The organism is Corallococcus sicarius (assembly GCF_003611735.1).
In the GTDB taxonomy this organism is placed as follows: Bacteria; Myxococcota; Myxococcia; order Myxococcales; family Myxococcaceae; genus Corallococcus; species Corallococcus sicarius.
Genome location: NZ_RAWG01000080.1, coordinates 1 through 24667, shown reverse-complemented (window position 1 = coordinate 24667; position 24667 = coordinate 1). Strand labels below are relative to the sequence as shown.

23 protein-coding genes are annotated in these 24667 nt (G+C 70.4%); 20 read left to right on the top strand and 3 right to left on the bottom strand.

Features of this window, described 5'->3' with window-relative positions; translation table 11 throughout:
* Nucleotides 1-148: 148 nt before the first annotated feature.
* From aroF to D7X12_RS14905, 8 genes are all read left to right on the top strand, one after another.
* Nucleotides 149-1174: a 3-deoxy-7-phosphoheptulonate synthase gene (gene aroF / locus D7X12_RS14940; RefSeq protein ID WP_120625944.1), complete on the top strand. Its 1026-nt coding sequence runs from the start codon at nucleotides 149-151 to the stop codon at nucleotides 1172-1174.
* 3 nt (nucleotides 1175-1177) lie between these two features.
* A complete protein-coding gene (gene trpD / locus D7X12_RS14935; protein WP_120625943.1) occupies nucleotides 1178-2194 on the top strand; it encodes an anthranilate phosphoribosyltransferase in 1017 nt (338 codons plus the stop codon).
* Between the two features lie 88 nt (nucleotides 2195-2282).
* On the top strand, nucleotides 2283-3101 hold the full coding sequence (locus D7X12_RS14930; protein WP_208719038.1) for an indole-3-glycerol phosphate synthase TrpC: 819 nt from the start codon (nucleotides 2283-2285) through the stop codon (nucleotides 3099-3101).
* The gene (locus D7X12_RS14925; RefSeq protein ID WP_120625942.1) at nucleotides 3098-3736 is read left to right on the top strand and encodes a phosphoribosylanthranilate isomerase; all 639 of its coding nucleotides are present in this window, start codon (nucleotides 3098-3100) and stop codon (nucleotides 3734-3736) included. The genes D7X12_RS14930 and D7X12_RS14925 overlap by 4 nt, the downstream gene beginning before the upstream one ends.
* Nucleotides 3737-3740: 4 nt before the next feature.
* On the top strand, nucleotides 3741-4946 hold the full coding sequence (gene trpB, locus D7X12_RS14920; RefSeq protein WP_120625941.1) for a tryptophan synthase subunit beta: 1206 nt from the start codon (nucleotides 3741-3743) through the stop codon (nucleotides 4944-4946).
* The gene (gene trpA, locus D7X12_RS14915; protein WP_120625940.1) at nucleotides 4943-5734 is read left to right on the top strand and encodes a tryptophan synthase subunit alpha; all 792 of its coding nucleotides are present in this window, start codon (nucleotides 4943-4945) and stop codon (nucleotides 5732-5734) included. The genes trpB and trpA overlap by 4 nt, the downstream gene beginning before the upstream one ends.
* 49 nt (nucleotides 5735-5783) lie before the next feature.
* The gene (locus D7X12_RS14910) at nucleotides 5784-6326 is read left to right on the top strand and encodes a GNAT family N-acetyltransferase (protein ID WP_120625939.1); all 543 of its coding nucleotides are present in this window, start codon (nucleotides 5784-5786) and stop codon (nucleotides 6324-6326) included.
* Nucleotides 6327-6377: 51 nt separating this feature from the next.
* Complete coding sequence (locus D7X12_RS14905) at nucleotides 6378-6974, top strand: histidine phosphatase family protein (protein WP_120625938.1); 597 nt, start codon at nucleotides 6378-6380, stop codon at nucleotides 6972-6974.
* Nucleotides 6975-6977: 3 nt separating this feature from the next.
* Here the strand turns inward: D7X12_RS14905 and D7X12_RS14900 are convergent, their stop codons facing one another.
* From D7X12_RS14900 to D7X12_RS14890, 3 genes are all read right to left on the bottom strand, one after another.
* A complete protein-coding gene (locus tag D7X12_RS14900; RefSeq protein ID WP_120625937.1) occupies nucleotides 6978-7541 on the bottom strand; it encodes an anthranilate synthase component II in 564 nt (187 codons plus the stop codon).
* The gene (locus D7X12_RS14895; RefSeq protein WP_120625936.1) at nucleotides 7538-9034 is read right to left on the bottom strand and encodes an anthranilate synthase component I family protein; all 1497 of its coding nucleotides are present in this window, start codon (nucleotides 9032-9034) and stop codon (nucleotides 7538-7540) included. The genes D7X12_RS14900 and D7X12_RS14895 overlap by 4 nt, the downstream gene beginning before the upstream one ends.
* A gap of 71 nt (nucleotides 9035-9105) precedes the next feature.
* The gene (locus D7X12_RS14890) at nucleotides 9106-9996 is read right to left on the bottom strand and encodes an SH3 domain-containing protein (protein ID WP_120625935.1); all 891 of its coding nucleotides are present in this window, start codon (nucleotides 9994-9996) and stop codon (nucleotides 9106-9108) included.
* Between the two features lie 210 nt (nucleotides 9997-10206).
* Here D7X12_RS14890 and D7X12_RS14885 point away from each other — a divergent pair, with 210 nt between their 5' ends.
* The 12 genes from D7X12_RS14885 to D7X12_RS14830 all read left to right on the top strand — a co-directional run.
* A complete protein-coding gene (locus tag D7X12_RS14885) occupies nucleotides 10207-11229 on the top strand; it encodes a ligase-associated DNA damage response exonuclease (RefSeq protein WP_120625934.1) in 1023 nt (340 codons plus the stop codon).
* 3 nt (nucleotides 11230-11232) lie between these two features.
* The gene (locus tag D7X12_RS14880) at nucleotides 11233-12831 is read left to right on the top strand and encodes an ATP-dependent DNA ligase (RefSeq protein WP_120625933.1); all 1599 of its coding nucleotides are present in this window, start codon (nucleotides 11233-11235) and stop codon (nucleotides 12829-12831) included.
* The gene (locus D7X12_RS14875) at nucleotides 12818-15376 is read left to right on the top strand and encodes a ligase-associated DNA damage response DEXH box helicase (protein ID WP_244224561.1); all 2559 of its coding nucleotides are present in this window, start codon (nucleotides 12818-12820) and stop codon (nucleotides 15374-15376) included. The genes D7X12_RS14880 and D7X12_RS14875 overlap by 14 nt, the downstream gene beginning before the upstream one ends.
* Nucleotides 15346-15999 carry a ligase-associated DNA damage response endonuclease PdeM gene (gene pdeM, locus D7X12_RS14870; protein WP_120625931.1) on the top strand — a complete coding sequence of 218 codons (654 nt, stop codon included), beginning with the start codon at nucleotides 15346-15348 and terminating at the stop codon, nucleotides 15997-15999. The genes D7X12_RS14875 and pdeM overlap by 31 nt, the downstream gene beginning before the upstream one ends.
* A 7-nt stretch (nucleotides 16000-16006) precedes the next feature.
* Nucleotides 16007-16150 carry a hypothetical protein gene (locus tag D7X12_RS14865; protein WP_244224560.1) on the top strand — a complete coding sequence of 48 codons (144 nt, stop codon included), beginning with the start codon at nucleotides 16007-16009 and terminating at the stop codon, nucleotides 16148-16150.
* A gap of 436 nt (nucleotides 16151-16586) precedes the next feature.
* Nucleotides 16587-17249: a cytochrome c3 family protein gene (locus D7X12_RS14860; RefSeq protein WP_120625930.1), complete on the top strand. Its 663-nt coding sequence runs from the start codon at nucleotides 16587-16589 to the stop codon at nucleotides 17247-17249.
* A complete protein-coding gene (locus tag D7X12_RS14855; protein ID WP_120625929.1) occupies nucleotides 17246-20470 on the top strand; it encodes a TAT-variant-translocated molybdopterin oxidoreductase in 3225 nt (1074 codons plus the stop codon). Before D7X12_RS14860 ends, D7X12_RS14855 begins: the two co-directional genes overlap by 4 nt.
* Nucleotides 20471-20475: 5 nt before the next feature.
* Nucleotides 20476-21918 (top strand): NrfD/PsrC family molybdoenzyme membrane anchor subunit, encoded by a 1443-nt coding sequence (nrfD, locus tag D7X12_RS14850; protein WP_120625928.1) that lies wholly within the window; start codon nucleotides 20476-20478, stop codon nucleotides 21916-21918.
* 4 nt (nucleotides 21919-21922) lie between these two features.
* Nucleotides 21923-22468 (top strand): DUF3341 domain-containing protein, encoded by a 546-nt coding sequence (locus D7X12_RS14845; protein WP_120625927.1) that lies wholly within the window; start codon nucleotides 21923-21925, stop codon nucleotides 22466-22468.
* Nucleotides 22465-23028, top strand: coding sequence for a c-type cytochrome (locus tag D7X12_RS14840; RefSeq protein ID WP_120625926.1), 564 nt, complete (start codon nucleotides 22465-22467; stop codon nucleotides 23026-23028). The genes D7X12_RS14845 and D7X12_RS14840 overlap by 4 nt, the downstream gene beginning before the upstream one ends.
* Complete coding sequence (locus D7X12_RS14835) at nucleotides 23025-24224, top strand: hypothetical protein (protein WP_120625925.1); 1200 nt, start codon at nucleotides 23025-23027, stop codon at nucleotides 24222-24224. The genes D7X12_RS14840 and D7X12_RS14835 overlap by 4 nt, the downstream gene beginning before the upstream one ends.
* Nucleotides 24221-24667: hypothetical protein (locus D7X12_RS14830; RefSeq protein WP_120625924.1), on the top strand; the 447-nt coding region annotated here is incomplete at its 3' end. The genes D7X12_RS14835 and D7X12_RS14830, both read left to right, overlap by 4 nt.

The window sequence follows — 24667 nt, the reverse complement described above, 5'->3', positions numbered from 1 at the left end:
ACGCCAGGACGTGCAAGCAAGACTCCCGGGCGGTTGCGGGCATCCGACAGTTATTGCAAACGTTCCATGCGTGCCCGTGAACCATGGCACAACCCACTCCGGCATCCGCCGGTGTGACCTTCGGAGAGAGAAAGAGCAGGAGTTCCCCATGTTGATCGTGATGCGCCCAGACGCGACGGCCCAGGACATCGAGCGTGTGAACGACGAGATCCGCCGCCGTGGCTGGCATCCGCACGCGATCGCCGGAGGCTCTCGCACCGCCATTGGCATCACGGGCAACCCGGGCGCGGTGGAGCCCGAACCGTTCCGCGTGCTGCCCGGCGTCGCGGATGCGGTCGCCATCTCCCAGCCGTTCAAGCTGGTCAGCCGCGAGGTGAAGCCCGACGACAGCATCGTGCGCGTGGGCGACCTCAGCATTGGCGGCGCGGCCATCCACGTCATCGCCGGCCCCTGCTCCGTGGAGTCGCGCGAGCAGATCATCTCCACCGCCCAGGCGGTGAAGAAGGCGGGCGCCACCATGCTGCGCGGCGGCGCGTTCAAGCCCCGCACCAGCCCCTATGAGTTCCAGGGCCTGAAGGGTGACGGGCTCGCGCTCCTCGCGGAGGCGCGCAAGGAGACGGGCCTGCTGGTGACCACGGAGGTGAAGGACACCGCCACCCTGGACGCCGTCGCGGAGCACACCGACATCCTCCAGGTGGGCGCGCGCAACATGCAGAACTTCAGCCTGCTGGAGGCCGTGGGCGAGACGCGCAAGCCGGTGCTCCTCAAGCGCGGCATCAGCGCCACCATCAAGGAACTCCTGATGGCGGCCGAGTACATCGTCGCGCGGGGCAACACCCAGGTCATCCTCTGCGAGCGCGGCATCCGCACGTTCGAGAACATGACGCGCAACACGCTGGACCTGAACGCCATCCCCATGCTGAAGGCGCTGACGCACCTGCCCGTGTTCGTGGATCCCTCCCACGGCATCGGCGTGCGCAAGGCCGTCCCCGCGATGATGCGGGCCGCGGTCGCGGCGGGCGCGGACGGCATCATCGTGGAGGTCCACCCGGATCCGCCGCGCGCGAAGTCGGACGGCTTCCAGTCGCTGGACTTCTCCGAGTTCGAGAAGGCCATGGGTGAAGTGCGTGCCATCGCCCAGGCGATGGGGCGCGAGCTGGTACGGCTGGGATAGGCCATGACGCTCAAGGAAGCGCTGGGCAAGGTGGTCGGCCGGCGCGACCTCTCCCGCGAGGAGATGGCCTCGGTCATGGGCCAGATGCTCGCGGGTGAGGCTTCGGCCGCGCAGGTCGGCGCGCTCGCCGCCGCATTGCGCATGAAGGGTGAGACCGAGGATGAGATCCTCGGTGCCGCGGAGGCCATGCGGGCCTGCGCGGCGCGCATCTCGCCGGTGGCGGAGGTGGTGCTCGACACCTGCGGCACGGGCGGTGATGGAGCGCACACGTTCAACATCTCCACCGCGGTGGCCTTCGTGGCCGCCGGGGCGGGGGTGACGGTGGCCAAGCATGGCAACCGCGCGGTCTCCAGCCGCTGTGGCAGCGCGGACGTGCTCGCGGCGCTGGGTGTGTCCATGGAGCGGGCGCACGCGCAGGTGGCGCGCGACATCGACGAGCACGGTGTGGGCTTCCTCTTCGCGCCCTCGCACCACAGTGCCCTCAAGCACGTGGCGCAGGCGCGAAGGGACCTGGGTTTCCACAGCGTGTTCAACCTGCTGGGGCCGCTGACGAACCCGGCGGGGGCGCGCTACCAACTGTTGGGCACGTTCGACCGCAAGCGCGTGGAGCAGACCGCGCGCGTGCTGGGGCGGCTGGGCAGCCAGCGCGCCTGGGTGGTGCACGGGCACGACGGGCTGGACGAGGTGTCCCCCTGCGCCCCCACGGAGGTCGCGGAGCTGCGAGCGGATGGCACGGTGCACTGCTTCACCGTGACGCCGGAGGATGCGGGCCTCACCACCATCTCGCGTGACAGCATCGCGGGAGGCGACGCAGAGGAGAACGCCCGCATGCTGCGAGCCCTGCTCGCGGGCGAGCGCAACGGCATCCGCACGGCGGTGCTGCTCAACGCGGCCGCCGCGCTGCTGGTCGTCGGGCAGGTGGACACCCTGAAGGAGGGCGTGAAGAAGGCCGAGCACGCCATCGACTCCGGGGCCGCCGAACGCAAGCTGGCCGCGCTCATCGAGAGGGTCGCGGCATGACGACCTCCTCGTTGGGCACGAAGCGGGCGGCATGCTTCGACGTGCAGGACCGCCTCGTGGCGCGCACGCTTCGGCAGGGGGCTTTGTCATGACGACCTCCTCTTCGTCCGCGAAGCCCGTGGACGCCCCTGGCACGCTGGACGTCATCATGGCGCGCAAGCGCCGGGAGCTGGGGACCCGCCCGGCCCCGACGCATGGCGCGCAGCCCCCGACGCGGGACTTCGCCCAGGCGCTGGTGCGCCGCATTCCCGGACATCCGGTGAACGTCATCGCGGAGGTGAAACGCAAGAGCCCGTCCGGCGGCGCCTTCCCGCATGCGGACGTCGTTGCAGTGGCCCGTGCATATGAAGCCGCGGGCGCGTGCGCGCTCAGCGTCCTCACCGATGGGCCCGACTTCGGCGGCGACCTGGAGGACCTCGTCGCGGTCCGCGCCGCCGTCTCCATCCCCGTGCTGCGCAAGGACTTCCTCGTCGCCGCGAGCGAAGTGGAGGAGAGCGCGGCCTGGGGCGCGGACGCGGTGCTGCTCATCGCGGATGCGCTCGAGGACTCCGTGCTCCGGGAGATGGTGGCCGCCGCGAAGCAGGTCCGCGTCGCCGCCCTCGTGGAGGCCCACACGGCGGAGCACGCCGAACGCGCGCTCGCGGCCGGTGCCCGCATCGTGGGCCTCAACAACCGCAACCTCGCCACGCTGAAGACGGACACCGGCACGGCGCTCCGGGTGATGCCCGCGCTGCGCTCCCGGTCCACCGCCCTGGTGGCGGAGAGCGGCCTGCGAAACCTCGCGGACCTCCTCGCCGCACGCGACGCGGGCGCGGACGCGGTGCTGGTGGGCGAATCGCTCCTGCGCGACGCCGACCCGGGCCTGGCCCTGCGCCGGCTGCTCGGGCTGGAAGGCAGGGGCGCATGAACGTCACGGTGAAGGTCTGTGGCGTGACGCGCCTCGAAGATGCCCGGGGTGTGTGGGCCGCGGGCGCGGACGCGTTGGGCCTCAACTTCCACCCGGGCTCCCCCCGGTACGTGGACGTGGCCACGGCGGCGGCGCTGTCCCGCACGCGGCCTCCGCTGGGCGCGGTGGTGGGCGTGTTCGTCAACGCGAAGCCGGACGACATCCGGCTGCGCGTGCGCGAGTGCGGCCTCACCGTGGTGCAGCTCCACGGCGACGAACCGCCCGAGGCCTGCTCCGGCTACGGCGTGCCCGTCATCAAGGCGCTGCGCGTGCGCGGGCCCGAGGACGTCGCGCGCGCCCGAGCCTACGTGGGCGTGGGCGACGTGTCGGGGTTGCTGCTGGATGGCGCGGCCCCGGGCTATGGCGGCGGGGGCGTCACCTTCGACTGGTCGCTGGTGGCGCAGCTCGCGGGCTGTGGCGCGCCGGTGCTGGTGGCGGGCGGCCTCAAGCCGTCGAACGTGGCCGAGGCCGTGAAGGCCACCCGGCCCTACGGTGTGGACGTGGCCAGCGGGGTGGAGTCGTCCCCTGGCATCAAGGACCTGGACGCGGTGCGCGCCTTCGTGCGCTCGGTCAGGTCCCTCAACCTCTGGGAGTAGTGCCATGACGACGGAGACTGCCGCGGGCCGGTTCGGCCGCTACGGCGGACGCTATGTGCCGGAGACCCTGGTCCCCGCGCTGATGGAGCTGGAAGAGGCCTACGCACAGGCGCAGCGGGACGCGTCCTTCGGCGCGGAGGTGGCGCGCGTGCTGCGCGAATACGTGGGCCGGCCCACGACGCTGACGCCCGCGCACCGCCTCACCGAGTCCTGGGGCGGCGCCCAGGTGTGGCTCAAGCGCGAGGACCTGGCACACACGGGCGCGCACAAAATCAACAACACCGTCGGCCAGGTGCTGCTCGCCCGGCGCATGGGCAAGAAGCGCATCATCGCGGAGACGGGCGCGGGGCAGCACGGCGTGGCCACGGCCACCGCGTGCGCCCTCTTCGGCCTGCCGTGCGAGGTGTTCATGGGCGCGCTGGACGTGGACCGCCAGGCGCTCAACGTCTTCCGCATGCGCGCGCTGGGCGCGGTGGTGCGGCCGGTGGAGTCGGGCTCGCGAACGTTGAAGGACGCGATGAACGAGGCCATGCGCGTCTGGGTGTCGCAGGTGCAGGACACCTACTACGTCATCGGCAGCGCGGCCGGGCCGCACCCCTACCCGTCCATCGTGCGCGACTTCCAATCCATCATCGGCCAGGAGATCCGCGCGCAGACGCAGGCCGTGCTGGGCCGGCTGCCGGACGCCATCATCGCGTGCGTGGGTGGCGGCTCGAACGCCATCGGCGCGCTGCACCCGTTCATCCCGGACGCGTCCGTGCGGCTCGTGGGCGTGGAGGCGGCGGGCCACGGGCTCCAGTCCGGCCAGCACGGCGCGTCGCTGACGCTGGGCACGGAGGGCGTGCTGCACGGGTCGCGCTCGCTGGTGCTCCAGGACGAGAATGGCCAGATCCAGGAGGCGCACAGCATCTCCGCGGGCCTGGACTACCCGGGCGTGGGGCCGGAGCTGGCGCACCTGGCGAAGACGGGACGCATGGAGGTGCGCACCGCCACGGACGACGAGGCGCTCACCGCCTTCTACGAAGTGGCGCGCACGGAGGGCATCCTCCCCGCGCTGGAGACGTCGCACGCGTTCGCGGCGGCGCGCTCGCTGGCCCGCGACATGGGCAAGGGGAAGCACCTGGTCATCAACTGCTCGGGCCGGGGCGACAAGGACATGGCGACCATCGCCGGGCGCGGCATGCCCGCGGCCACGGGGGTGAAGTCATGAGCGCGGAGCTGGGCAAGGCGTTCGCCCGAGCGAAGGCCCGGGGCGAGGGCGCGCTGGTGGCCTACGCGATGGCGGGCGACCCGGACCTCGCGCGGTCGGTGGACGTGTTCGCCGCGATGGTGGAGGGCGGCGCGGACGTGCTGGAGCTGGGCGTGGCGTTCAGCGACCCCATCGCGGACGGGCCCGTCATCCAGGCCGCGGCGGAGCGGGCGCTGAAGGCAGGCGCCACGCTGCGCCGCGTGCTGGACGAAGTGGTGCCGGAGGTGCGTCGCCGCTGCCCGGAGACGCCGCTGGTCATCATGACGTACGTGAACGTCATCATGGCCATGGGCGAGGAGCGCTACGCGAAGCTCGCGCGCGAGCGGGGCATCGTGGGCACCATCCTCCCGGACCTGCCGCCCGAGGAGAGCGCCGCCCTCCGCGCCGCGTTCGACAAGGAAGGCGTGGACCTCATCCCCCTGTGCGCGCCGACGACGCCGCCCGCGCGCGCGGAGGCCATCGCGAAGGACGCGCGGGGCTTCGTCTATTGCGTGTCCGTCGCGGGCGTCACCGGCATGCGCGCGGAGCTGCCCCCGAACCTGTCGGAGCGGCTGGACCTGGTGCGCAGGGCCGCGTCGGTGCCGGTGGTGGCGGGCTTCGGCATCTCCACGGGAGAACAGGCGAAGACGCTGGTGGCCCACGCGGACGGCGTCGTGGTGGGCAGCGCGCTCGTGCGTGCCGCGCACGCGGACGGACCGGCGGCGGCGAAGCAGCTCTGCGCGGACATCAAGCGCGGCCTCAAGCGCTGAATGCGTTACGGTCTCCGGGCTGTCGAAGCCTGACACCCGGAGATCGGACATGACCCCGCTGGGCCCCACCCTCGAAACCCCGCGACTCATCCTGCGCCCGCCCACGCTGCAGGACCTGGATGGCTTCTGCGCGATGATGGCGGATCCGGAAGCCGCGCGGTTCATCGGGGGCGTCCAGTCGCGCTCCTCCGTGTGGCGGGCGGTCTGCACCATGGCCGGCTCGTGGGTCCTCCAGGGCTACGCCATGTTCTCCGTGTTCGAGAAGTCCACGGGCAGGTGGGTGGGCCGGCTCGGGCCCTGGAAGCCGGCGGACTGGCCGGGCACCGAGGTCGGCTGGGGCCTGCTGCGCGAACACTGGGGCAAGGGCTACGCCTCCGAAGGCTCCATCGCCGCCATCGACTGGGCGTTCGACCATCTGGGCTGGACGGAGGTCATCCACTCCATCGCCCTGGAGAACACGCCATCGAAGCAGGTGGCCCAGCGGCTGGGCTCCCGCCTGCTGCGCATGGCTCACCTGCCGCCGCCCTACGAGAAGGACCCCGTGGAGATCTGGGGCCAGAGCCGTGAGGAGTGGCGGGCACGGAAGAAGTAGCGCCGGGCGTTTTCCCACCCATCCGGCCCCCTGCTGGCGCAGATTGGCCGCATGAAGACTCGCGCGCCCCAGGTGGTCCTCGTCCGTCACGGTGAGACGGAGTGGAGCCGCAGCAGCCAGCACACCGGCCGCACCGACCTGCCCCTGTTGGAGACGGGGCGGAAGATGGGGGAGCAACTCGGCGCGCCCCTGCGCTCCTGGAGCTTCGCCGCCGTGTGGACGAGCCCGCTGGCGCGCGCCCTGGAGACCTGTGTGCTCGCCGGCTACGGCGACGTGGCCCAGAAGCGCGATGACCTGATGGAGTTCGACTACGGCGACTACGAGGGGCGCACCGGCGCGGACATCCGCTCCACCCGCCCGGGTTGGACGCTCTGGCGCGACGGCGTCCCCAACGGTGAGACGCTGGAGCAGGTGTCTGCCCGCGTGGACGGCGTCATCGCAGACGCGCGCGCCCTCAATGACGACGTGCTCATCTTCGCCCACGGCCACGTGCTGCGCATCCTCGCCGCGCGCTGGCTGGACCTGCCTCCGGCCGGAGGCAGGCTGTTCCACCTGGACACCGCGTCGATCAGCGTCCTCAGCACCGAGGCCGGCGGCGCACAACCGGTCCTCGCGAGCTGGAACGACACCACGCACCTCAAGGGCTGAGCGCTACAACTTCCCTTCCAGGAAGTTGCGCACCAGCGCCGGACCTTCCGGCGTCAGCACGCTCTCCGGATGGAACTGGAAGCCCACCACGGGCCGCGTCCGGTGTTTGAGCGCCATCACCAGTCCGTCCTGGCTCCACGCTGTCGCTTCCAGTTCCTTGGGCAGCGACTCCGCCGCCACCACCAGCGAGTGGTAGCGCGCGGCCTGGAACCCCTGGCTCAACCCGGTGAACACGCCGGTGCCGCCGTGCTGGATGCGCGCCGCCTTGCCGTGCACGGGCTCCGGCGCGCGCACCACCTGCCCGCCGAACGCCGCACCAATGGACTGGTGCCCCAGGCACACGCCCAGCACCGGCACGCGCGACTGGGAGATGGCCGTCACACTCACCCCTGCTTCGTGCGGCGTGCACGGCCCCGGAGACACCACCAGGTGGGACGCGCCCGAAGAGGCAATGCCCGCGGCATCCAGCGCGTCGTTGCGGACGACCTTCACCTCCGCGCCCAGCGTGTAGAGCAGTTGCACGAGGTTGAAGGTGAACGAGTCGTAGTTGTCGATGACGAGGATCATCGCCCACCTCCCTCGCGAGCGAGGCGCAGCGCGGCGGCCATGGCGCCCGCCTTCGCTTCGGTTTCGTCCGCTTCCTTCATCGGATCCGAGTCCGCCACCAGCCCCGCGCCAGCGGTCCACATCGTGCGGTCGCCATCCACGAAGAAGGTCCGCAGCGCGATGGCCACGTCCAGCGTGCCGCAGAAGGACAGGTAGCCCACCGCGCCGGCATAGGGCCCGCGCCGCATGGGCTCCAGCTCGTCGATGATCTGCATCGCGCGAATCTTGGGAGCCCCCGACACGGTGCCCGCGGGGAAGGTGCTCGCCAGCGCATCCAGCGCGTCGAAGCGCGTGGTGTCCAGCTTGCCGCGCACCTGGGACACGATGTGCATCACGTGGCTGTAGCGCTCGATGACCATCAGGTCCTCGATGCGCACGGTGCCCGGCGCCGCCACGCGGCCCACGTCGTTGCGGCCCAGGTCCACCAGCATGATGTGCTCGGCGCGCTCCTTCTCGTCCGCGAGCAGCTCCTTCTCCAGCGCCACGTCCTCGGCCTCGGAGCCGCCCCGGCGCCGCGTGCCCGCAATGGGCCGCACCACCACGTCCCCATCGCGCACCTGCACGAGCAGCTCCGGCGAAGCGCCCACCAGCGCTCGCGCCTCGCCCAGGTCCACGAGGAACAGGTACGGCGACGGGTTCACCCGCCTGAGCGCCCGGTAGAGCGACAGCGGCGGGATGGCACCCTTCGCCTCGAAGCGCCGCGCGAGCACCGCCTGGAAGCAGTCCCCCGCGCGGACGTACTCCTTCACCTTGTCCACCGCGGCGGCGTAGCCCTCGCGGTCCCAGCACGCGACCGGCGCGGGCGCGTTCTTCTGCGCGGGGGCCGGCGCGTAGGCCTCTGGCGGCAGCGGCCGGCGCAGCTTCTCCGCCATGGCCTCGGCGCGTCCTTCCGCGTCCTTCAGCGCCGCCGCGACGCTGCCGTGCAGGGCGGGCCGCGCGATGGCGATGGCCTTGAGCGTCTGGGTGCGCGTGTCGTGGGTGACGAAGTCCTCTGCCACCAGCCATTCCGAGTCCGGAAAGCCGGTGTCGCGCGGGTGCCGGTCCGGCACGCGCGGCTCGAACCACGAGGTGGCGTTGTAGCCCAGGTAGCCCACGAGCCCGCCCAGGAAGGGCGCCTCGCCCGGAAGCGTGGCCACGGAGAGCTCGCGCCACAGGGTGCGCAGCACGTCCAGCGGGCGGCCCTCGCGACGCTCCTCGTGCGAGCCCCGCCACAACGTGAGCCCGTTGCCGTCCAGCCGCACGCGGCCGGCCGGGTTCGCGCCCACGTGGCTGTAGCGCCCGAAGCGCTCGCCGCCGTAGCACGACTCGAGGATGAAGCCGCGGCCTCCGCCGCCCAGCTTCAGGTACGCCGACAGCGGCGTGTCCAGGTCCGCCGGCAGCTCCACCGACACCGGGACCGCCAGACCTGCTTCCGCGTGCTTCCGGTAGGCTGCCTTCCGCTCCTGCGCATCCATGGTCGATTGCCCTGGCCCCTCATCCACCACCCGGAGGGGCGCCCGGGTGCCCGGCCTTCCGGGCCCTTCAGTTACGGCTTCACTTCCGCGAACACGCCGTCCTGCCATTGATACAACTCGCGCCGGGTGTTCTTCCGCTCGCGCCCCTTCTCGTCCTCTTCGACGCTCGTGCGCGTCACCTGGGCGCGCTTCGCCGCCGGCTGGAAGGCGACCTTGAACGTGGCGATGGTCGGCGGGTCGGACAGTCCGCCCAGCTCCAGCGCGAGCTTCGCCTTGCCGAGCACGCCCTTCTTCTTCTCCGGCACCGTGTAGCTGACGTACGAGGTGACGAAGTCGCCGCAGCGCTCCGGGCGGGAGTCCACCATCAACAGCGCCATCCCCGCCTTCTTCGCCGCGACGAGCTTCACCTCCGCCGGGCCGCCCTTGCCGCTGCCGTACGACTCGGACGCCACGGGCACGTCCACGCTCGTCACGCGGCGTGGCGGCTTCACGTTCGGCTCCAGCACGCGCACGCGGGCCTTGAAGTCGTTGCTCATCACCACCGTGGCGACCTCCAGCTCGCCGTCACCGTCCAGGTCGGCCTCGAAGCGGAACGGCGTCAGCGTGTTGCCGAAGACCCAGCCCGTGACGGGCGCCGAGCCCTTCGGCGCCTTCGCATCCACGACCGCCACCTGGTACCAGGCGTTGACGTACTCGCCGACCTTCGCGCGCGTGCCCGCGGCGACGACGCGCACGCGGGTGCCCAGCATCAACGTCTGGACCACGGCCCCGTCCGCCGCCGCGCTGGCGCGAAGGTTGGCCTCGTCCACGCCCAGGTAGAGCGTCTGGCCCGGCTCGAACGCGGTGACCTGGAAGTCCTCCGGCGGCACCGCCTCCGTGCTCTCCGACGACACGCTGTACTCGAGGTACGTCGGTGCAGCCTGGGCGAGCGCCAGGGTCAACAGCAGGGTGGGCGTCATCATGAGGATGGGGAGGACCGGTGAGGCGAACGGGGTGTCCCGGGTTTATCCCCCGTTCGCGCAAGCCATCCAAGGGGCCCTCCGGTCGCTGGCTTCGTCCTATGGGCTGCAACCAGCGCCTGGGAGCACGGCTGCCCCCTTGTCAGCGGAGCGGGAGGCCCGGTTCCTCCATGGGTAGCCCCCTCCCCTGGGCCTCGTTACCTCTAGGGGACCGTGGCCCACCCTTCCCTCCAGGACCGAACGCCGCTGGTCTCCGTGACGCCGCAGGGCCTGTACTGCCAGGCGGGGAACTTCCACATCGACCCCTGGCGCCCGGTGGAGCGGGCCCTCGTCACGCACGCGCACGGCGACCACGCGAGGAGCGGCAGCCAGCGCTACCTGGGTGCCCGCGCGGGGCTGGGCCTGTTGCAGCGGCGGCTGGGCGCGGACGCGGTCATCGACACGCTGGAGTACGGCGAGAAGCTGACCGTGGGCGACACCACCGTGAGCTTCCACCCGGCGGGGCACGTGCTGGGCAGCGCGCAGATCCGCATCGAGCACCAGGGCGAGGTGTGGGTCGTCTCCGGCGACTACAAGCGCACGCCGGACCCCACGTGCGCGCCGTTCGAGGTGGTGCGCTGCCACACGTTCATCACCGAGGCCACGTTCGGCCTGCCCATCTACCGCTGGGATGATCCGCGCCTCGTGGCCCAGGACATCCTGCGCTGGTGGGACGCGAACCGCGAGGCGGAACGTTCCGCGGTGCTGTTCTGCTACGCGCTGGGCAAGGCGCAGCGGCTGCTGGCGGAGCTGGGGAAGCTGACGGACCGGCCCGCCTTCGTGCATGGCGCGGTCAACGGGCTCGTGACGGCGTACCGCGAGGCGGGCGTGGAGATGTTGCCCACGCAGCTGGTGTCGGAGGTGGAGAAGGGCACGTCGTTCGCAGGGGCGCTGGTGCTGGCGCCTCCGAGCGCGGGCGGCTCCACGTGGATGCGCCGCTTCGGTGAAGCGGAGACGGGCTTCGCATCGGGGTGGATGCGCGTGCGGGGCAACCGGCGTCGGCGGGGCTTCGACCGGGGCTTCGTGCTGTCGGATCACGCGGACTGGCCGGACCTGTTGCGCACGGTGGCGGACACACAGGCGGAGAAGGTGCTCGTCACGCACGGCTACACGGACCCCTTGTCGCACTACCTGCGGGAGCGGGGCGTGGATGCCTCGCCGCTCGCCACGCCCTTCGAGGGCGAAGCGGAGGACTGACGCGTGCGCAGACTGGCCGACCTGTACGACACGCTCGACCAGACGACGTCCACCAACGCGAAGGTGGATGCGATGGCGCGCTACTTCCGCGAGACACCGCCGGAAGACGCGGCCTGGGGCCTGTTCTTCCTCACGGGCCAGAAGCTCAAGCGGCTGCTGACCTCGAAGCTGTTGGTGGGCTGGACGCAGGAGCTGACGGGCATCTCCGACTGGCTCTTCGACGAGGTCTACGCCTCGGTGGGAGACCTCGCGGAGGTCATCGCGCTGCTGCTCGACGGAGCGAACCTCCCGCCCGAGCACGCCGAGGAGCTGCCCCTCTCCACCTGGCTGGAAGAGCGCCTGTTGCCCCTGCGAGGCCTGGACGCGGCAGAGCAGCGCGAGCGCGTGGTGGGCTGGTGGAAGACCATGCCCCGCCGCGAGCTGTTCCTCCTCAACAAGATGCTCACCGGAGAGCTGCGCGTGGGCGTGTCCAACACGCTGGTGGTGCGAGCCATCGCGCAGGTCGCGGGCCTGCCGCCCCCCAGCGTGGCGCACCGGCTGATGGGGACATGGACGCCCACGCGCGAGTTCTTCGCGCAACTCGTGGCCCCTGACGTGTCGGACGGACACGTGTCGCGCCCCTATCCGTACTACCTCGCCTCGCCGCTGGAGCAGGCACCGGAGTCATTGGGCGAGTTGGGGGACTGGCTCGTCGAATGGAAGTGGGACGGCATCCGGGGGCAGCTGATCCGCCGCCAGGGTGACGTGTTCCTCTGGAGTCGCGGCGAGGAGCTGATCACGGAGCGCTTTCCTGAAATCACCGAGGCCGCCCGCGCGCTGCCCGAGGGCACGGTGCTCGACGGCGAGGTGATGGCGTACGAGGACGGCGTCCCCCTGCCCTTCGCCCGACTCCAGCGCCGCATTGGCCGGCAGAAGCTCACGGCCAAGGTGCTGGCGGAAGCACCCGCCGCGTTCGTCGTCTACGACCTGCTGGAGCAGGACGGCAAGGACGTGCGGGAGCTGCCCCTGCGCGAGCGCCGCGCGAGGCTGGAAGCGCTGATCAAGGACCACCCGCGCTTCCCCATCTCCCCCTCGGTGACAGCGCCCTCATGGGAGGCCCTGGCCGAGCTGCGCAAGGAGTCCCGCTCGCGCAACGTCGAGGGCCTGATGCTCAAGCGCCTGGACTCGACGTACCAGACAGGGCGCAAGCGCGGCGACTGGTGGAAGTGGAAGATTGATCCGTACACGGTGGACGCGGTGCTGCTCTACGCGCATCCGGGTCACGGCCGGCGCTCGTCGCTCTACACGGACTACACGTTCGCGGTGTGGAACGGAGAGGACCTGTTGCCGGTGACGAAGGCGTACTCGGGCCTCACGGACGAGGAGATCGGCCGGTTGGACCGGTGGATCCGCGCCCACACGCGCGAGAAGTTCGGGCCGGTGCGCTCGGTGGATCCGGAGCAGGTCTTCGAGCTGCACTTCGAGGCCATCGCCCCCTCGCCGCGCCACAAGTCCGGCATCGCCCTGCGCTTCCCCCGCATCGCCCGCTGGCGCGCGGACAAGACGGCCCGTGACGCGGACACGCTCGATTCGCTCAAGGGGCTGCTCGATGTCGCCCACTAGCAGGCCGCGCCGCAACCGCATGCGCGGCAAGCAGGCGCCGGAGAAGGAGCCCGCGCCTCCGAAGAGTCGGGCGAAGAAGCGGCCCGCGCCCAGGGCCCCGTCTCCCTTCCAGGGTTCACCCATGGAGCAACTGCGGCGCTGGTTCGCCGCGAAGGGCTGGACGCCCTATGCATTCCAGGAAGAGGCCTGGGCCGCGTACGCGCGAGGCGAGAGCGGTCTCATCCACGTGCCCACCGGCGCGGGGAAGACCTATGCGGCCTACCTGGGCCCGCTGGCGGACGTGGCGGAGCGCAACCAGAAGGGCCTCCAGGTCCTCTACCTCACGCCCCTGAGAGCGGTGTCACGCGACGTGGAACAGGCGCTGCTCGAACCGCTGCTGGCGCTGGACACGGACCTGGAAGTGGAGAGCCGCACGGGCGACACGTCCTCCTCCGTGCGACAGCGTCAGCGCGAACGGCTGCCGCAGGTGCTCATCACCACGCCGGAGTCCCTGTCGCTGCTCATCGCCCAGGAACAGGCGGCGGAGAACTTCGCCGCCCTGCGCGCCATCATCGTGGACGAGTGGCACGAGCTGCTCGCCTCCAAGCGCGGCACGCAGGTGGAGCTCGCGCTGGCCCGCCTGCGCCGCTTCGCTCCGGACGTGCGCATCTGGGCGCTGTCCGCCACGCTCGCCAACCTGGACGAAGCCGCGCGCACCGTGGTGGGCACGGAGCGCACGCCCACGCTGGTGAGCGCGGACCTCCAGCGCCCGGTGGACGTGGAGACGCTGGTGCCGGAGCAGGTGGACACCTTCCCGTGGTCGGGGCACCTGGGCTTCACCATGCTCCCGCGCGTGGCGGACTGGTTGGACCCCACGCAGTCCACGCTGCTCTTCACCAACACGCGCTCGCAGGCGGAGCGCTGGTTCGAGGGCCTGCGCTACCTGCGCCCCGAATGGGAGCACCTCCTCGCGCTGCACCACGGATCCATCGACCGCGAGGAGCGCGAGCGGGTGGAGGGCGGCCTCAAGGACGGCAGCCTGCGGCTCGTCGTCTGCACGTCCTCGCTGGACCTGGGCGTGGACTTCGGCCCGGTGGAGCGGGTCATCCAGATTGGAAGCCCCAAGGGCATCGGCCGCACGCTCCAGCGCGCGGGCCGCAGCGCGCACCGCCCCGGCGCCACCTGTCGCATCCTCTTCGTCCCCACGCACGCGCTGGAGCTGGTGGAGATGGCCGCCGCAAGGGACGCCATCGCGCGCCGCGAAGTGGAGCCGCGCGTACCGCTGTCCAAGCCATTGGATGTCCTGGCGCAACACCTGGTCACCTGCGCGCTGGGCGGAGGCTTCACCCGCGAGGCGCTGCGCGAGGAGGTCCGCACCGCCACGAGCTACGCCACCCTCACCGACGAGGAGTTCGAGTGGACGCTGGCCCTGGTGCGCGAGGGAGGTCCCACGCTGCGCGCCTACCCGGAGTTCCGCCGCGTGGTGGAACACGAGGGCCGCTTCCGCGTCACCGACGCGCGCCTCGCGCGGCTGCACCGGCTCAACATCGGCACCATCAGCTCGGATGCGTCCGTGCAGCTGCGTTACTGGAGCGGCGGCAAGCTGGGCACGGTGGAGGAGTCCTACGTCAGCCGCCTGAAGCCAGGGGACACCTTCCTCTTCGCGGGACGCCGTCTGGAGTTCAGCCGCTTCAAGGACATGACGGCCTACGTGAAGCCCGCGAAGGCCAAGGCCACGCAGACGCCGCGTTGGGGAGGCAGCCGCCTGCCCCTGTCCACCTCGCTCGCGTCCGCGATGCGCCGAACATTGGAGGCCGCGCGCCAGGGCGACGTCACCCGGGATGAGGTCGCCGCCGCGTGGCCCATCCTCGACGCGCAGGCCCGCCTGTCGCGCATCCCCGGCGACGGAGGGTGTCTGGCGGAGTCGTGCCACACGCGCGACGGCTACCACCTGTTCCTCTATCCCTTCGAAGGACGGCTGGTGCACGAGGGGCTGGCCGCGCTGCTCGCCCTGCGCCTCACCCGTCTGCAGAAGGCGACCTTCAGCCTGTCGGTGAACGACTACGGGATGGAGCTGCTCACGCCCACGCCCTTCCCCTTCGAGGAAGCGCTGCGCCCCGCCCTCTTCACCCGCGAGCGGCTGGTGGAGGACATCCTGGAGAGCGTGAACCTGAGCGAGCTCGCGCGGCGGCAGTTCCGCGACATCGCCCGCGTGGCCGGACTGGTGATGCCGGGGCTGCCCGGGGCGCGCAAGTCCACGCGCCAGGTGCAGGCCAGCGCCGCGCTCCTCTATGACGTCTTCGTGAAGTACGACCCGGACAACCTGCTCCTGCGTCAGGCACGCCGCGAGGTGCTGGAGCAGCAGTTCGAACAGGGCCGCCTCGCCCGGACGCTGGAGCGCCTGGAGGCAAGCCCCGTCGAGTTCGTCCACGTCCACCGGCCCTCGCCGCTGGCCTTCCCGCTCGTCATCGAGCGCATCAGCGCGAGCGTGTCCAACGAATCCCTGTTGGATCGCGTGGAGCGCCTCAAGGAGCGATGGTCCCAGGCCGATGCCAGACCCGCATAGGTGATGCGGACGTGGAGCTGCTCCCGGAGCGGGCCCTGCACTGGCCCGAGGCCGGGGTGCTCGCGGTGGCCGACCTGCACTGGGGCAAGACGGAGTCCTTCCAGCAGCACGGCATCCCCCTGCCCGTGGGCGTGCTGGACGACGACCTCGAGCGCCTGTCCACCGCGCTCACCACCACCCGGGCCCGGCGCCTGCTGCTCGTGGGGGACCTGGTCCACTCGCGCCAGGGGCTCACCGGGGACGTCATCCAGCGCGTCACCACCTGGCGCAGGGCCTGGCCCCACCTGGACGTGGTCCTCATCCGGGGCAACCACGACCGCCACGTCCCCGCCCTGCCCCCTGCCTGGAACATGGAGGACCGCGCGGACGCCCTGGACGAAGGCCCCTTCCGCTTCGCCCACCACCCGGAGCCCGCGGCCGGACGCTTTGTGTGGGCCGGGCACCTTCACCCCATGGTGCGGCTGGAAGGCGGCGCGGACCGGCTGCGGCTCCCCTGCTTCCACCTGCGCACCGGGGTGGGCGTCCTGCCCGCCTTCAGCGCCTTCACGGGCGGGCTCAATGTCCGGCGCGGCCGGGGTGATCGCGTCTTCGCCATCGCCGGCACCGCGGTGGTGGAGGTTTAGGGGACCCATGAGTCACGCGAAGCGGCGCCGCGTCCTGGACATCATCGCCACCGACGCCACCTTCGAGCGCGTCCCCCACCGGGGCGCCGACGTCTGGATGGGCAAGTGCCTGCACTGCAACGCCGCCCCCGCCGACCCCGACACCGAGTAGCCCCGCTCCAGGGCCGTCGCGCTCTGTAGCGCGCGCACCCTGAGAGGGATTGATCCAGACGTGGCGGCTCGGCGCGCAAAGCCCCTTCCGATCGCCAGAAGCGGGATTCATCACGCGCGCGTGCAACTTGTTTCCATCGCGCGTGGAAGTGCTATGCGAGTTGTATTCCCACTCTCCACAGAATGGTTGACACTGCCGTGTCGATGGTCGATGGTCCCGCGCCGCATTGGGTCGGGCTATGCATGAGGGACCCGCGCCCACGGCACCATCCTAGAGGTTCGTTGGACGTGACTGCCTTGCCGTCTGAGCGCCAGGAGCCACCGCCCGCCCGGTCCACCGGGGCCGGGATGGCACTCTCGACTTCCGCGCCGGACGGCATCTGTGCGTCCACCCTTGGTCTCATGTCGCCTTCAGTCCCCTTGCCCCTGGTCCTGGTATGAGCGGCCCTCTCTTTCCACGCTGGACGAATACGGTGTCGCGCCTGTCGGCCGCGATGCTCCTCGCGGTGCCCGCCATCGCCATCGGCGGCCTCTTGGCCTACGTGCGCTCGCCGCTCGTGACCAACCAGGCACGCCCGGTGGAGCAGCCCATCGAGTTCGACCACCGGCACCACGCCGGTGACGAGCAGATCGACTGCCGCTACTGCCACTGGACGGTGGAGAAATCCCCGTCGGCGGGCATCCCCTCCACCACCGTGTGCATGTCCTGCCACGCCCAGGTGTGGAACAAGAGCCCGTACCTGACGGAGGTCCGCAAGGCGTTCTTCGCCGACCAACCCATCCCCTGGGTTCGCGTCCACAACCTGCCGGACTTCGTCTACTTCAACCACTCCATCCACGTGGGCAAGGGCGTCGGTTGCGCCACCTGCCACGGCCGCGTGGACCAGATGGCCGCCATCGAGCAGGTCTCCACCCTGACGATGAGCTGGTGCCTGGACTGCCACCGCGACCCGAAGCCCAGCCTCCGCCCCGCGGAGTTCATCACCAGCATGACCTGGGCTCCCCCCGCGGATAAGGCCGAGGCCGCCGCGCTCGCCGACAAGCTCTACAAAGAATACGACGTTCACTCGCGCACGAGCTGCTCCACATGCCACCGATGAACACCAAGCCTGACAGCGCGCCCGCGCAGGACACTCCCACGTCGTTCGCGCTCCCGGTCGTCTCGGGTCGCAACGAGGCCACGCCGGCCGCGCACGACCATGACCACGCTCACGACGACGTCGTGACCGAGGCGCTCGCGCACGCGACCACCCGCGCCGTCCCGGCGGAAGGCGCGTACGGCAAGACGTACTGGCTCGGCCTGGAGGAGAAGCTCGCCACGCCGGCGTTCCTGGAGGAGACCCGCCCGGAGTTCCCCGTCGGCGCGGACCTGCCCCCCACCGGCTTCGCCCGCCGCGAGTTCATGCAGATCCTCGGCGCGTCGCTCGCGCTGGCCGGCGCCACCGCGTGCAGCACCCGTCCCCAGGACGAGCGGCTGGTCCCCTACACCAAGACGCCGCCGGAAGTGACCCCGGGCAACCCGCTCCACTACGCGTCCGGCATGACGTTCGCGGGCCACACCTCCGGCCTGCTCATCACCGCTCGCGAAGGCCGGCCCATCAAGGTCGAGGGCAACCCCCAGCACCCCATCAACAAGGGCGCCGCCGGGCCGTTCGAGCAGGCCTTCCTGCTCTCCCTCTATGACCCGCAGCGCGCCCGCGTGCTGCGCCAGGGCAACAACCCCCGCTCGCTGCGCGTGCTCGCCGAGGACGTCTCCAGCCTCGTGAGCACCAAGGCCGCGGGCGACGGCGGAGCCCGCCTGCGCTTCCTGTCGGAGCCCATGAACTCGCCGCTGCTCGGCGACGTGAAGGCGCGCATCCAGCGCAAGCTGCCCGCCGCGCGCTTCCACAGCTACAGCCCGGTGGACCAGGCCGCGGACGAGGCGCACCGCGCCCTCTTCGGTCAGCCCACGCACGCGCTCTACGACCTGACCCGGGCGGACATCATCGTCTCCCTGGACGCCGACTTCCTGGAGAGCCGCCCGGCGAACCTCTCCATGGCGCGTCAGTTCGCGGACCGCCGCGACCCGAAGAACGGCGAGCTCAACCGCCTCTACGTGGCCGAGCACCGCATGTCCATCACCGGCGGCATGGCCGACCACCGCCTGCGCGTGAAGTCGCAGGAGGTCTTCGGGCTCGCCGCCGCGCTCGCGCAGGCCGTGGGTGGCCCCGCCGCCAGCCTGGGCGCGTCCGCTTCCGGCAAGGCCGGGACGCTGCGCCCGGAAGTCGCCTCGTGGGTGCAGGCCGTGGCCCAGGACCTCAAGTCCAAGGCCGGCCGCAGCGTCGTGATGGCCGGTGAGCGTCAGCCCGCCGCCGTGCACGCGCTGGCCCAGGCCATCAACGCCGCCCTGGGCAACCTGGGCACCACCGTGAAGGTCGTCCCCGCCGCCGCCCCGGAGGCCTCGGGCCTCGCGGAGATCCGCGCCCTGGTGGAGGACATCAAGGCCGGCCGCGTGGACACGCTGGTCATCACCGCCTTCAACCCGCTCTACACCCTCCCGGTGGACGCGGGCCTGGCGGAGGTGCTGGACCCCAAGCTGAACGCGAACCGCAAGGCCCTGTCGGTCCTGTACGCGGGTCACTACGAGGACGAGACCTCCAAGTACGCTGACTGGTTCGTGCCCCTGGCGCACCAGCTGGAGACCTGGAGCGACGGCCGCGCGGTGGACGGCACGGTGTCCATCGCCCAGCCCCTCATCCAGCCGCTCTTCAACGGCGTGCCGGAAGCGGAGCTGTTCGCGCTGTTCCTCGACGAGCCCTACCGCCCCGCCTACCAGATGCTGCGCGAGTACTGGACCGCGCAGGGTGGCGAGGCCGGCCGCGCCGACTTCGAGACCCGCTGGGAGACCTGGGTCTCCGAGGGCGTCGTCCCCGGCAGCATCGCCGCCGGCCTGACGGCCTCCCCCGACCTGGGCGCCGCCAGCACCCTCGTGGGCGCGTACCAGTCGCCCGCGGCCGGTGACCTGGAGATCAACTTCGTCACCGACTACAAGCTCTTCGACGGCCGCTTCGCGAACAACGCGTGGCTGCAGGAGCTGCCGGACCCCATCACCAAGATCACCTGGGACAACGCCGCCATCCTCAGCCCCGCCACCGCCAAGCGGCTGGGCCTGGAGAACGGCAACGTCGCGGAGCTGGAGTACGGCGGCCGCAAGCTGCAGGTCCCCGTCACCGTCCTCCCCGGCAACGCGGACGACACCGTCACCGTGAACCTGGGCTACGGCCGCACCGGCCTGCACGAGGTGGTGGCCAAGGACGTGGGCGTCAACGCGAACCTGCTGCGCAGCGTGAACGCTCCCTGGTTCGACGGCGGCGCCAAGCTCACCAAGGTCCGCGGCAGCCACACCTTCGCCCGCACCCAGTACCACTGGCGCATGGAGGGCCGCCCGCTGGCCCTGGACATGTCCGTCAGCGAGCTGGCGCACCCGTCCACGAACACCGAGCACATCCTGGAGCGCGTCCAGGGCGAGCTGGAACTGGGCAAGCGGAACGTCCTGCCCGACTTCGACTACGCCAAGAACCCCACGGAGGGCTACAAGTGGGGCATGGCCATCGACCTGTCGCGCTGCACGGGCTGCAACGCGTGCGTCGTGGCGTGCCAGGCGGAGAACAACATCCCCGTCGTCGGCAAGGAGCAGGTGGGCCGCGGCCGTGAGATGGCCTGGCTGCGCATCGACCGCTACTTCGAGGGCAGTGAGAACGACCCCTCCATGGTCATGCAGCCCGTCGCGTGCGTGCACTGCGAGAAGGCCCCCTGCGAGTACGTCTGCCCGGTGAACGCCACCGTGCACTCGGACGAGGGCCTCAACGACATGGTGTACAACCGCTGCGTCGGCACGCGGTACTGCTCCAACAACTGCCCCTACAAGGTCCGCCGCTTCAACTACCTGCACTACACGCAGGGCAAGACGTCGACCGAGAAGATGCTGATGAACCCGGACGTCACGGTGCGCAACCGCGGCGTCATGGAGAAGTGCACGTACTGCGTCCAGCGCATCGAGCGCGTGCGCATCAACGCCCGCGTGGAGAAGCGTCTCATCCAGGAGACGGAGCTCCAGACGGCGTGCCAGCAGACGTGCCCCACCCAGGCCATCGTCTTCGGCTCGCTGGCCGACCCGGCCCAGCGCGTCACCCAGCTCCACGAGGACGAGCGCGCGTACCGGCTGCTGCACGAGCTGGGCACCCGTCCCCGCACCGCCCACCTCATCCGCCTGCGCAACCCCAACCCTGCCCTTGTGGCCGCCGCCCCTGAGCAGAACGCGGCGCCCAAAGGAGGTCACTGACCGTCATGGCCGAGACCGCACACGCTCTCCCGCTCGACCCGCTCGAGCCCCGGGACCTCGTCGCGCCGCACCACGACGACCGGTCCCTCAATGAAACGCTGCTGGACCATGTCTGGCGCAAGCCCGGCAAGGGCTGGTTCATGCTGCTGGGCATCACGTCCGCGGCGCTGGGCCTGCTCGTCGTCGGCGTCACGTACACCCTGGCGCGCGGCATCGGCGTGTGGGGCAACAACCAGCCCGTCGGCTGGGCGTTCGACATCATCAACTTCGTCTGGTGGGTCGGCATCGGCCACGCTGGCACGCTCATCTCCGCCATCCTCCTGCTCTTCCAGCAGAAGTGGCGCACGAGCATCAACCGCTTCGCGGAGGCCATGACGCTGTTCGCCGTCATGTGCGCCGGCCTCTTCCCGCTGCTCCACACGGGCCGTCCCTGGTTCGCGTTCTGGCTGTTCCCCTACCCCAGCACGCTGGGCGCGTGGCCGCAGTTCCGCTCGCCGCTCGTGTGGGACGTGTTCGCCATCTCGACCTACCTCACGGTGTCCGCGCTCTTCTGGTTCGTGGGCCTCATCCCGGACCTGGCCGCCCTGCGCGACTCGTCCAAGACGAAGCTGCAGCGCACCATCTACGGCCTGTTCGCCCTGGGTTGGCGCGGCTCCGGCCGGCACTGGCACAACTATAAAATCGCCTACCTGCTGCTCGCCGGCCTTTCGACGCCGCTCGTGGTGTCCGTGCACACCATCGTTTCGTTCGACTTCGCCGTGTCTCAGCTGCCCGGCTGGCACGCCACCATCTTCCCGCCCTACTTCGTGGCCGGCGCCGTGTTCAGCGGCTTCGCGATGGTCATCACGCTCATCGTGCCCGCCCGCAAGTACCTGGGCCTCCGGGACGTCATCACCGACCGCCACCTGGAGAACATGAACAAGGTCATCCTCGCGACGGGCCTCATCGTGTCCTACGGGTACATGATGGAGCACTTCATCGCGTGGTACTCGCAGAACCAGTACGAGTTCTGGACCTTCTACGTGAACCGCGCGACGGGCCCCTACGCCGGCGTGTACTGGCTGATGATCACCTGCAACGTGGTCACGCCGAACATCTTCTGGTTCAAGAAGTGCCGCACCAGCGTCCCCATCATGTGGGTGGCGTCCATCGCGGTGAACATCGGCATGTGGTGCGAGCGCTTCATCATCATCGTGACGTCGCTCTCCCAGGACTTCCTGCCGTCGTCGTGGGACATCTACAGCCCCACCTGGGTGGACTGGTCCATCTACATCGGCACGCTCGGCCTGTTCGGCACCCTGTTCCTGCTGTTCCTCAAGTTCGTTCCCGCCGTCGCGGTGAGCGAGGTGAAGGAGCTCCAGCTGGAGCTCAAGCACGCCGCCCACGCCAACGGCCACCACGGCGTGGAGCAGGCCGCGGCGGGCACCCTCACCCACGGAGCGCACTAGCACCATGGAAGCCAAGGTCCTCGATTCCTGGGTACTGGCCGAGTTCGCCACGCCTGATGCCCTCGTGGATGCCACCCGGCAGATGCGCGAGAAGGGCTTCCTGGGCATGGACACCTACTCTCCGTACCCGCTGCACGGCGGGTCGGAAGCGCTGGGGCTGCCCCCCTCGCGGGTGCCCTTCATCGCCCTGGGCGGCGGCCTCACCGGCCTGGTGACCGCGCTCGCGATGCAGACGTGGATGAACACCGTCGACTACCCGCTCAACATCGGCGGTCGTCCGCTGCTGAGCCTCCCGGCGTGGGTGCCCATCACGTTCGAATTGAGCGTGCTGTTCGCCGCGTTCGGCATCTTCTTCGGTCTGCTGGGCTTGAGCCGTCTGCCCCAGCCGTACCACCCGGCCTTCGAGTCGGAAGAGTTCCGCAGCGCGTCCACGCACGGCTTCTGGCTGAGCGTGCCCCACCCCACGGGGCAGGACGCCGCGGACGTCAAGAACCAGCTGACGGCCCTGGGCGCGACCCACGTGACCGTCGTTTCCGGAGAGAACGCATGAGGTGGCTCATCCCCGCCGCGGGACTCGCCGCGCTCACGGGCTGCAACGTCAGCTCTGAATTCCTCCAGCGCATGGAGGACCAGGCCAAGTACGAGTACTACGAGGCCTCCGATTTCTGGCCGGACGGCCGCGCCATGCGCGTGCCGCCCGCCGGCACCGTCCCGCGCGAGCGCCCGGTGGGCAACCCCGGCATCAGCACCGGCCGCACCAACGGCATCGCCGTCAACGCCATCCCCCTGACGGTGGACAAGCCGCTGCTGGCCCTGGGTCAGAAGAAGTACAACATCGTCTGCTCGCAGTGCCATGGCGTGCTCGGCGACGGCAACAGCATCGTGGCGGAGAACATGGCCCTGCGCCTGCCGCCGTCCCTGCTGGAGCTGACCGACAAGCCGGCCGGCCACTTCTACACCGCCATCAACGAGGGCTACGGCATCATGCCGTCCTTCTCGGGTGAGCTCGACACGCGTGAGCGCTGGGCCGTCGTCGCCTATGTGCGCGCGCTGCAGGCCGCCCGCAGCACCCCCGGGGGGGCCCAGCCCGTCCCGCAGGAGAACCGATGACTGCCATGGAGCGCTACACCGGCACGCCCAAGCTGATGGTGCCCGCGTTCGGCCTGGGCGTGGTGGGCCTCGTGCTCACCGCCGTGGGCTTCTTCATGAACCCGCAGGCCACCAGCTTCAGCTACCTGCTGGGCTTCACCTACTGGGTGGGCATCAGCGTGGCCGCCCTCATCATGCTGGCCATCTTCCACACGGCCAAGGCGAAGTGGCTCATCGTCCTGCGCCGCGCCATGGAGACCATGGCCGTCGCGGTGCCCATCTTCGCGGTGCTCTTCCTCGCCTTCATCCCGATGATGAAGCACCTGTACCCCTGGGTGGACGGCTCTCCCCTGGCCGCGAACATCCACGGCATCGAAGTGGAGCACCTGGCCCACAAGAAGCACGGGTACCTGAACCTGACGTTCTTCGCCGTGCGCCAGGTCATCTACTTCGCGGTGTGGATCTTCGTGAGCCAGCGCCTGTACGGCTGGAGCACGAAGCAGGATGACGCGGGCGGGCTGGACCTCACCGTCAAGCAGCGCCGCTTCTCCCCGGGCGCCCTGCCCTTCCTGGCGCTCACCGTCACGTTCGCGTCCTTCGACTGGATGATGAGCCTCACGCCGCTGTGGCAGTCCACCATCTTCGGCGTCTACTACTTCGCCGGCAGCTTCCTGGCCGCCTTCTGCGTGCTGACCGTCGCCACCGTCAACGCGCAGGGCAAGGACCTGTACGGCAGCCTGGTGACGCCGGCGCACTTCCACAACCTGGGCAAGCTCATCTTCGCCTTCACGGCGTTCTGGGCCTACATCGCCTTCTCCCAGTTCCTGCTGGTGTGGATCGCCAACATCCCGGAAGAGGCGCCCTGGTACGGCCTGCGCATGTTCGGCTCGTGGCGCTCCATGTCCATCGCGCTGTTCTTCCTGCACTTCGTGCTGCCTTTCTTCACGCTGCTGTCACGCAGCCTGAAGGTGCAGCCCCGGAAGCTGGCGGTGGTGGCCGTCTACATGCTTCTCATTCACGCGGTGGACCTGTACTGGCTCATCTGGCCGGCGTACTCCGGTGAGGCCGGTCCGACGTTCCACTGGACCCTCATCACGGCCTGGGTGGGCGTGGGTGGGATTTCGGTGGGCTATGCCCTGTTCCGGGCGCGCGGTCGGTACACGCTTCCGGTGAAGGACCCCTACATCGCGGAGTCCCTGAGGTACGTGCAGCCATGAAGAAGACCCAGTCAGAAATCGAGTCCCGGGTCATCGTCGGCGCGCATGGCGTCGCGGCCGAGGAAGATCACCTCGTCATGGGGAAGATCGTGGGCGTCGGTGTGGCGGCCATGGTCCTCTTCTTCGTGGGCGCGGTGTGGTCCTGGCGCATCCAGGTCGTCACCATGGAGGAGGCCCAGCCCGACGGTCCTCCGCCGCGTCCGGCCGCCGTGGGCCAGTACGAGGTGGGCATCGTGAACCAGCGCGTGTTCGAACAGGACTGGCACGCGGAGGAGAAGCTGAGCGGCCAGCAGCAGACCCTGCGCAACGGCTGGGGTGACCAGCCGGGCGTGACGGCCCACAAGACCCTCGACCAGGCCATGGACCAGGTCATCGCGACCGAGGCCCAGAAGGCCCAGCAGCCGGCCCCGACGCCGCCCCCCGCGCCGCAGCAGACGCCTCCC

Coding starts and splice junctions, on each gene's coding strand:
- aroF (WP_120625944.1), top strand. CDS start 149: ATGTTGATCGTGATGCGCCCAGACGCGACGGCCCAGGACATCGAGCGT.
- D7X12_RS14890 (WP_120625935.1), bottom strand. CDS start 9,996: ATGATGACGCCCACCCTGCTGTTGACCCTGGCGCTCGCCCAGGCTGCA.
- D7X12_RS14905 (WP_120625938.1), top strand. CDS start 6,378: ATGAAGACTCGCGCGCCCCAGGTGGTCCTCGTCCGTCACGGTGAGACG.
- D7X12_RS14900 (WP_120625937.1), bottom strand. CDS start 7,541: ATGATCCTCGTCATCGACAACTACGACTCGTTCACCTTCAACCTCGTG.
- D7X12_RS14845 (WP_120625927.1), top strand. CDS start 21,923: ATGGAAGCCAAGGTCCTCGATTCCTGGGTACTGGCCGAGTTCGCCACG.
- D7X12_RS14875 (WP_244224561.1), top strand. CDS start 12,818: ATGTCGCCCACTAGCAGGCCGCGCCGCAACCGCATGCGCGGCAAGCAG.
- D7X12_RS14910 (WP_120625939.1), top strand. CDS start 5,784: ATGACCCCGCTGGGCCCCACCCTCGAAACCCCGCGACTCATCCTGCGC.
- D7X12_RS14855 (WP_120625929.1), top strand. CDS start 17,246: ATGAACACCAAGCCTGACAGCGCGCCCGCGCAGGACACTCCCACGTCG.
- D7X12_RS14895 (WP_120625936.1), bottom strand. CDS start 9,034: ATGGATGCGCAGGAGCGGAAGGCAGCCTACCGGAAGCACGCGGAAGCA.
- D7X12_RS14860 (WP_120625930.1), top strand. CDS start 16,587: ATGAGCGGCCCTCTCTTTCCACGCTGGACGAATACGGTGTCGCGCCTG.
- D7X12_RS14925 (WP_120625942.1), top strand. CDS start 3,098: ATGAACGTCACGGTGAAGGTCTGTGGCGTGACGCGCCTCGAAGATGCC.
- trpA (WP_120625940.1), top strand. CDS start 4,943: ATGAGCGCGGAGCTGGGCAAGGCGTTCGCCCGAGCGAAGGCCCGGGGC.
- trpD (WP_120625943.1), top strand. CDS start 1,178: ATGACGCTCAAGGAAGCGCTGGGCAAGGTGGTCGGCCGGCGCGACCTC.
- D7X12_RS14835 (WP_120625925.1), top strand. CDS start 23,025: ATGACTGCCATGGAGCGCTACACCGGCACGCCCAAGCTGATGGTGCCC.
- D7X12_RS14930 (WP_208719038.1), top strand. CDS start 2,283: ATGACGACCTCCTCTTCGTCCGCGAAGCCCGTGGACGCCCCTGGCACG.
- trpB (WP_120625941.1), top strand. CDS start 3,741: ATGACGACGGAGACTGCCGCGGGCCGGTTCGGCCGCTACGGCGGACGC.
- nrfD (WP_120625928.1), top strand. CDS start 20,476: ATGGCCGAGACCGCACACGCTCTCCCGCTCGACCCGCTCGAGCCCCGG.
- D7X12_RS14840 (WP_120625926.1), top strand. CDS start 22,465: ATGAGGTGGCTCATCCCCGCCGCGGGACTCGCCGCGCTCACGGGCTGC.
- D7X12_RS14865 (WP_244224560.1), top strand. CDS start 16,007: ATGAGTCACGCGAAGCGGCGCCGCGTCCTGGACATCATCGCCACCGAC.
- pdeM (WP_120625931.1), top strand. CDS start 15,346: ATGGTCCCAGGCCGATGCCAGACCCGCATAGGTGATGCGGACGTGGAG.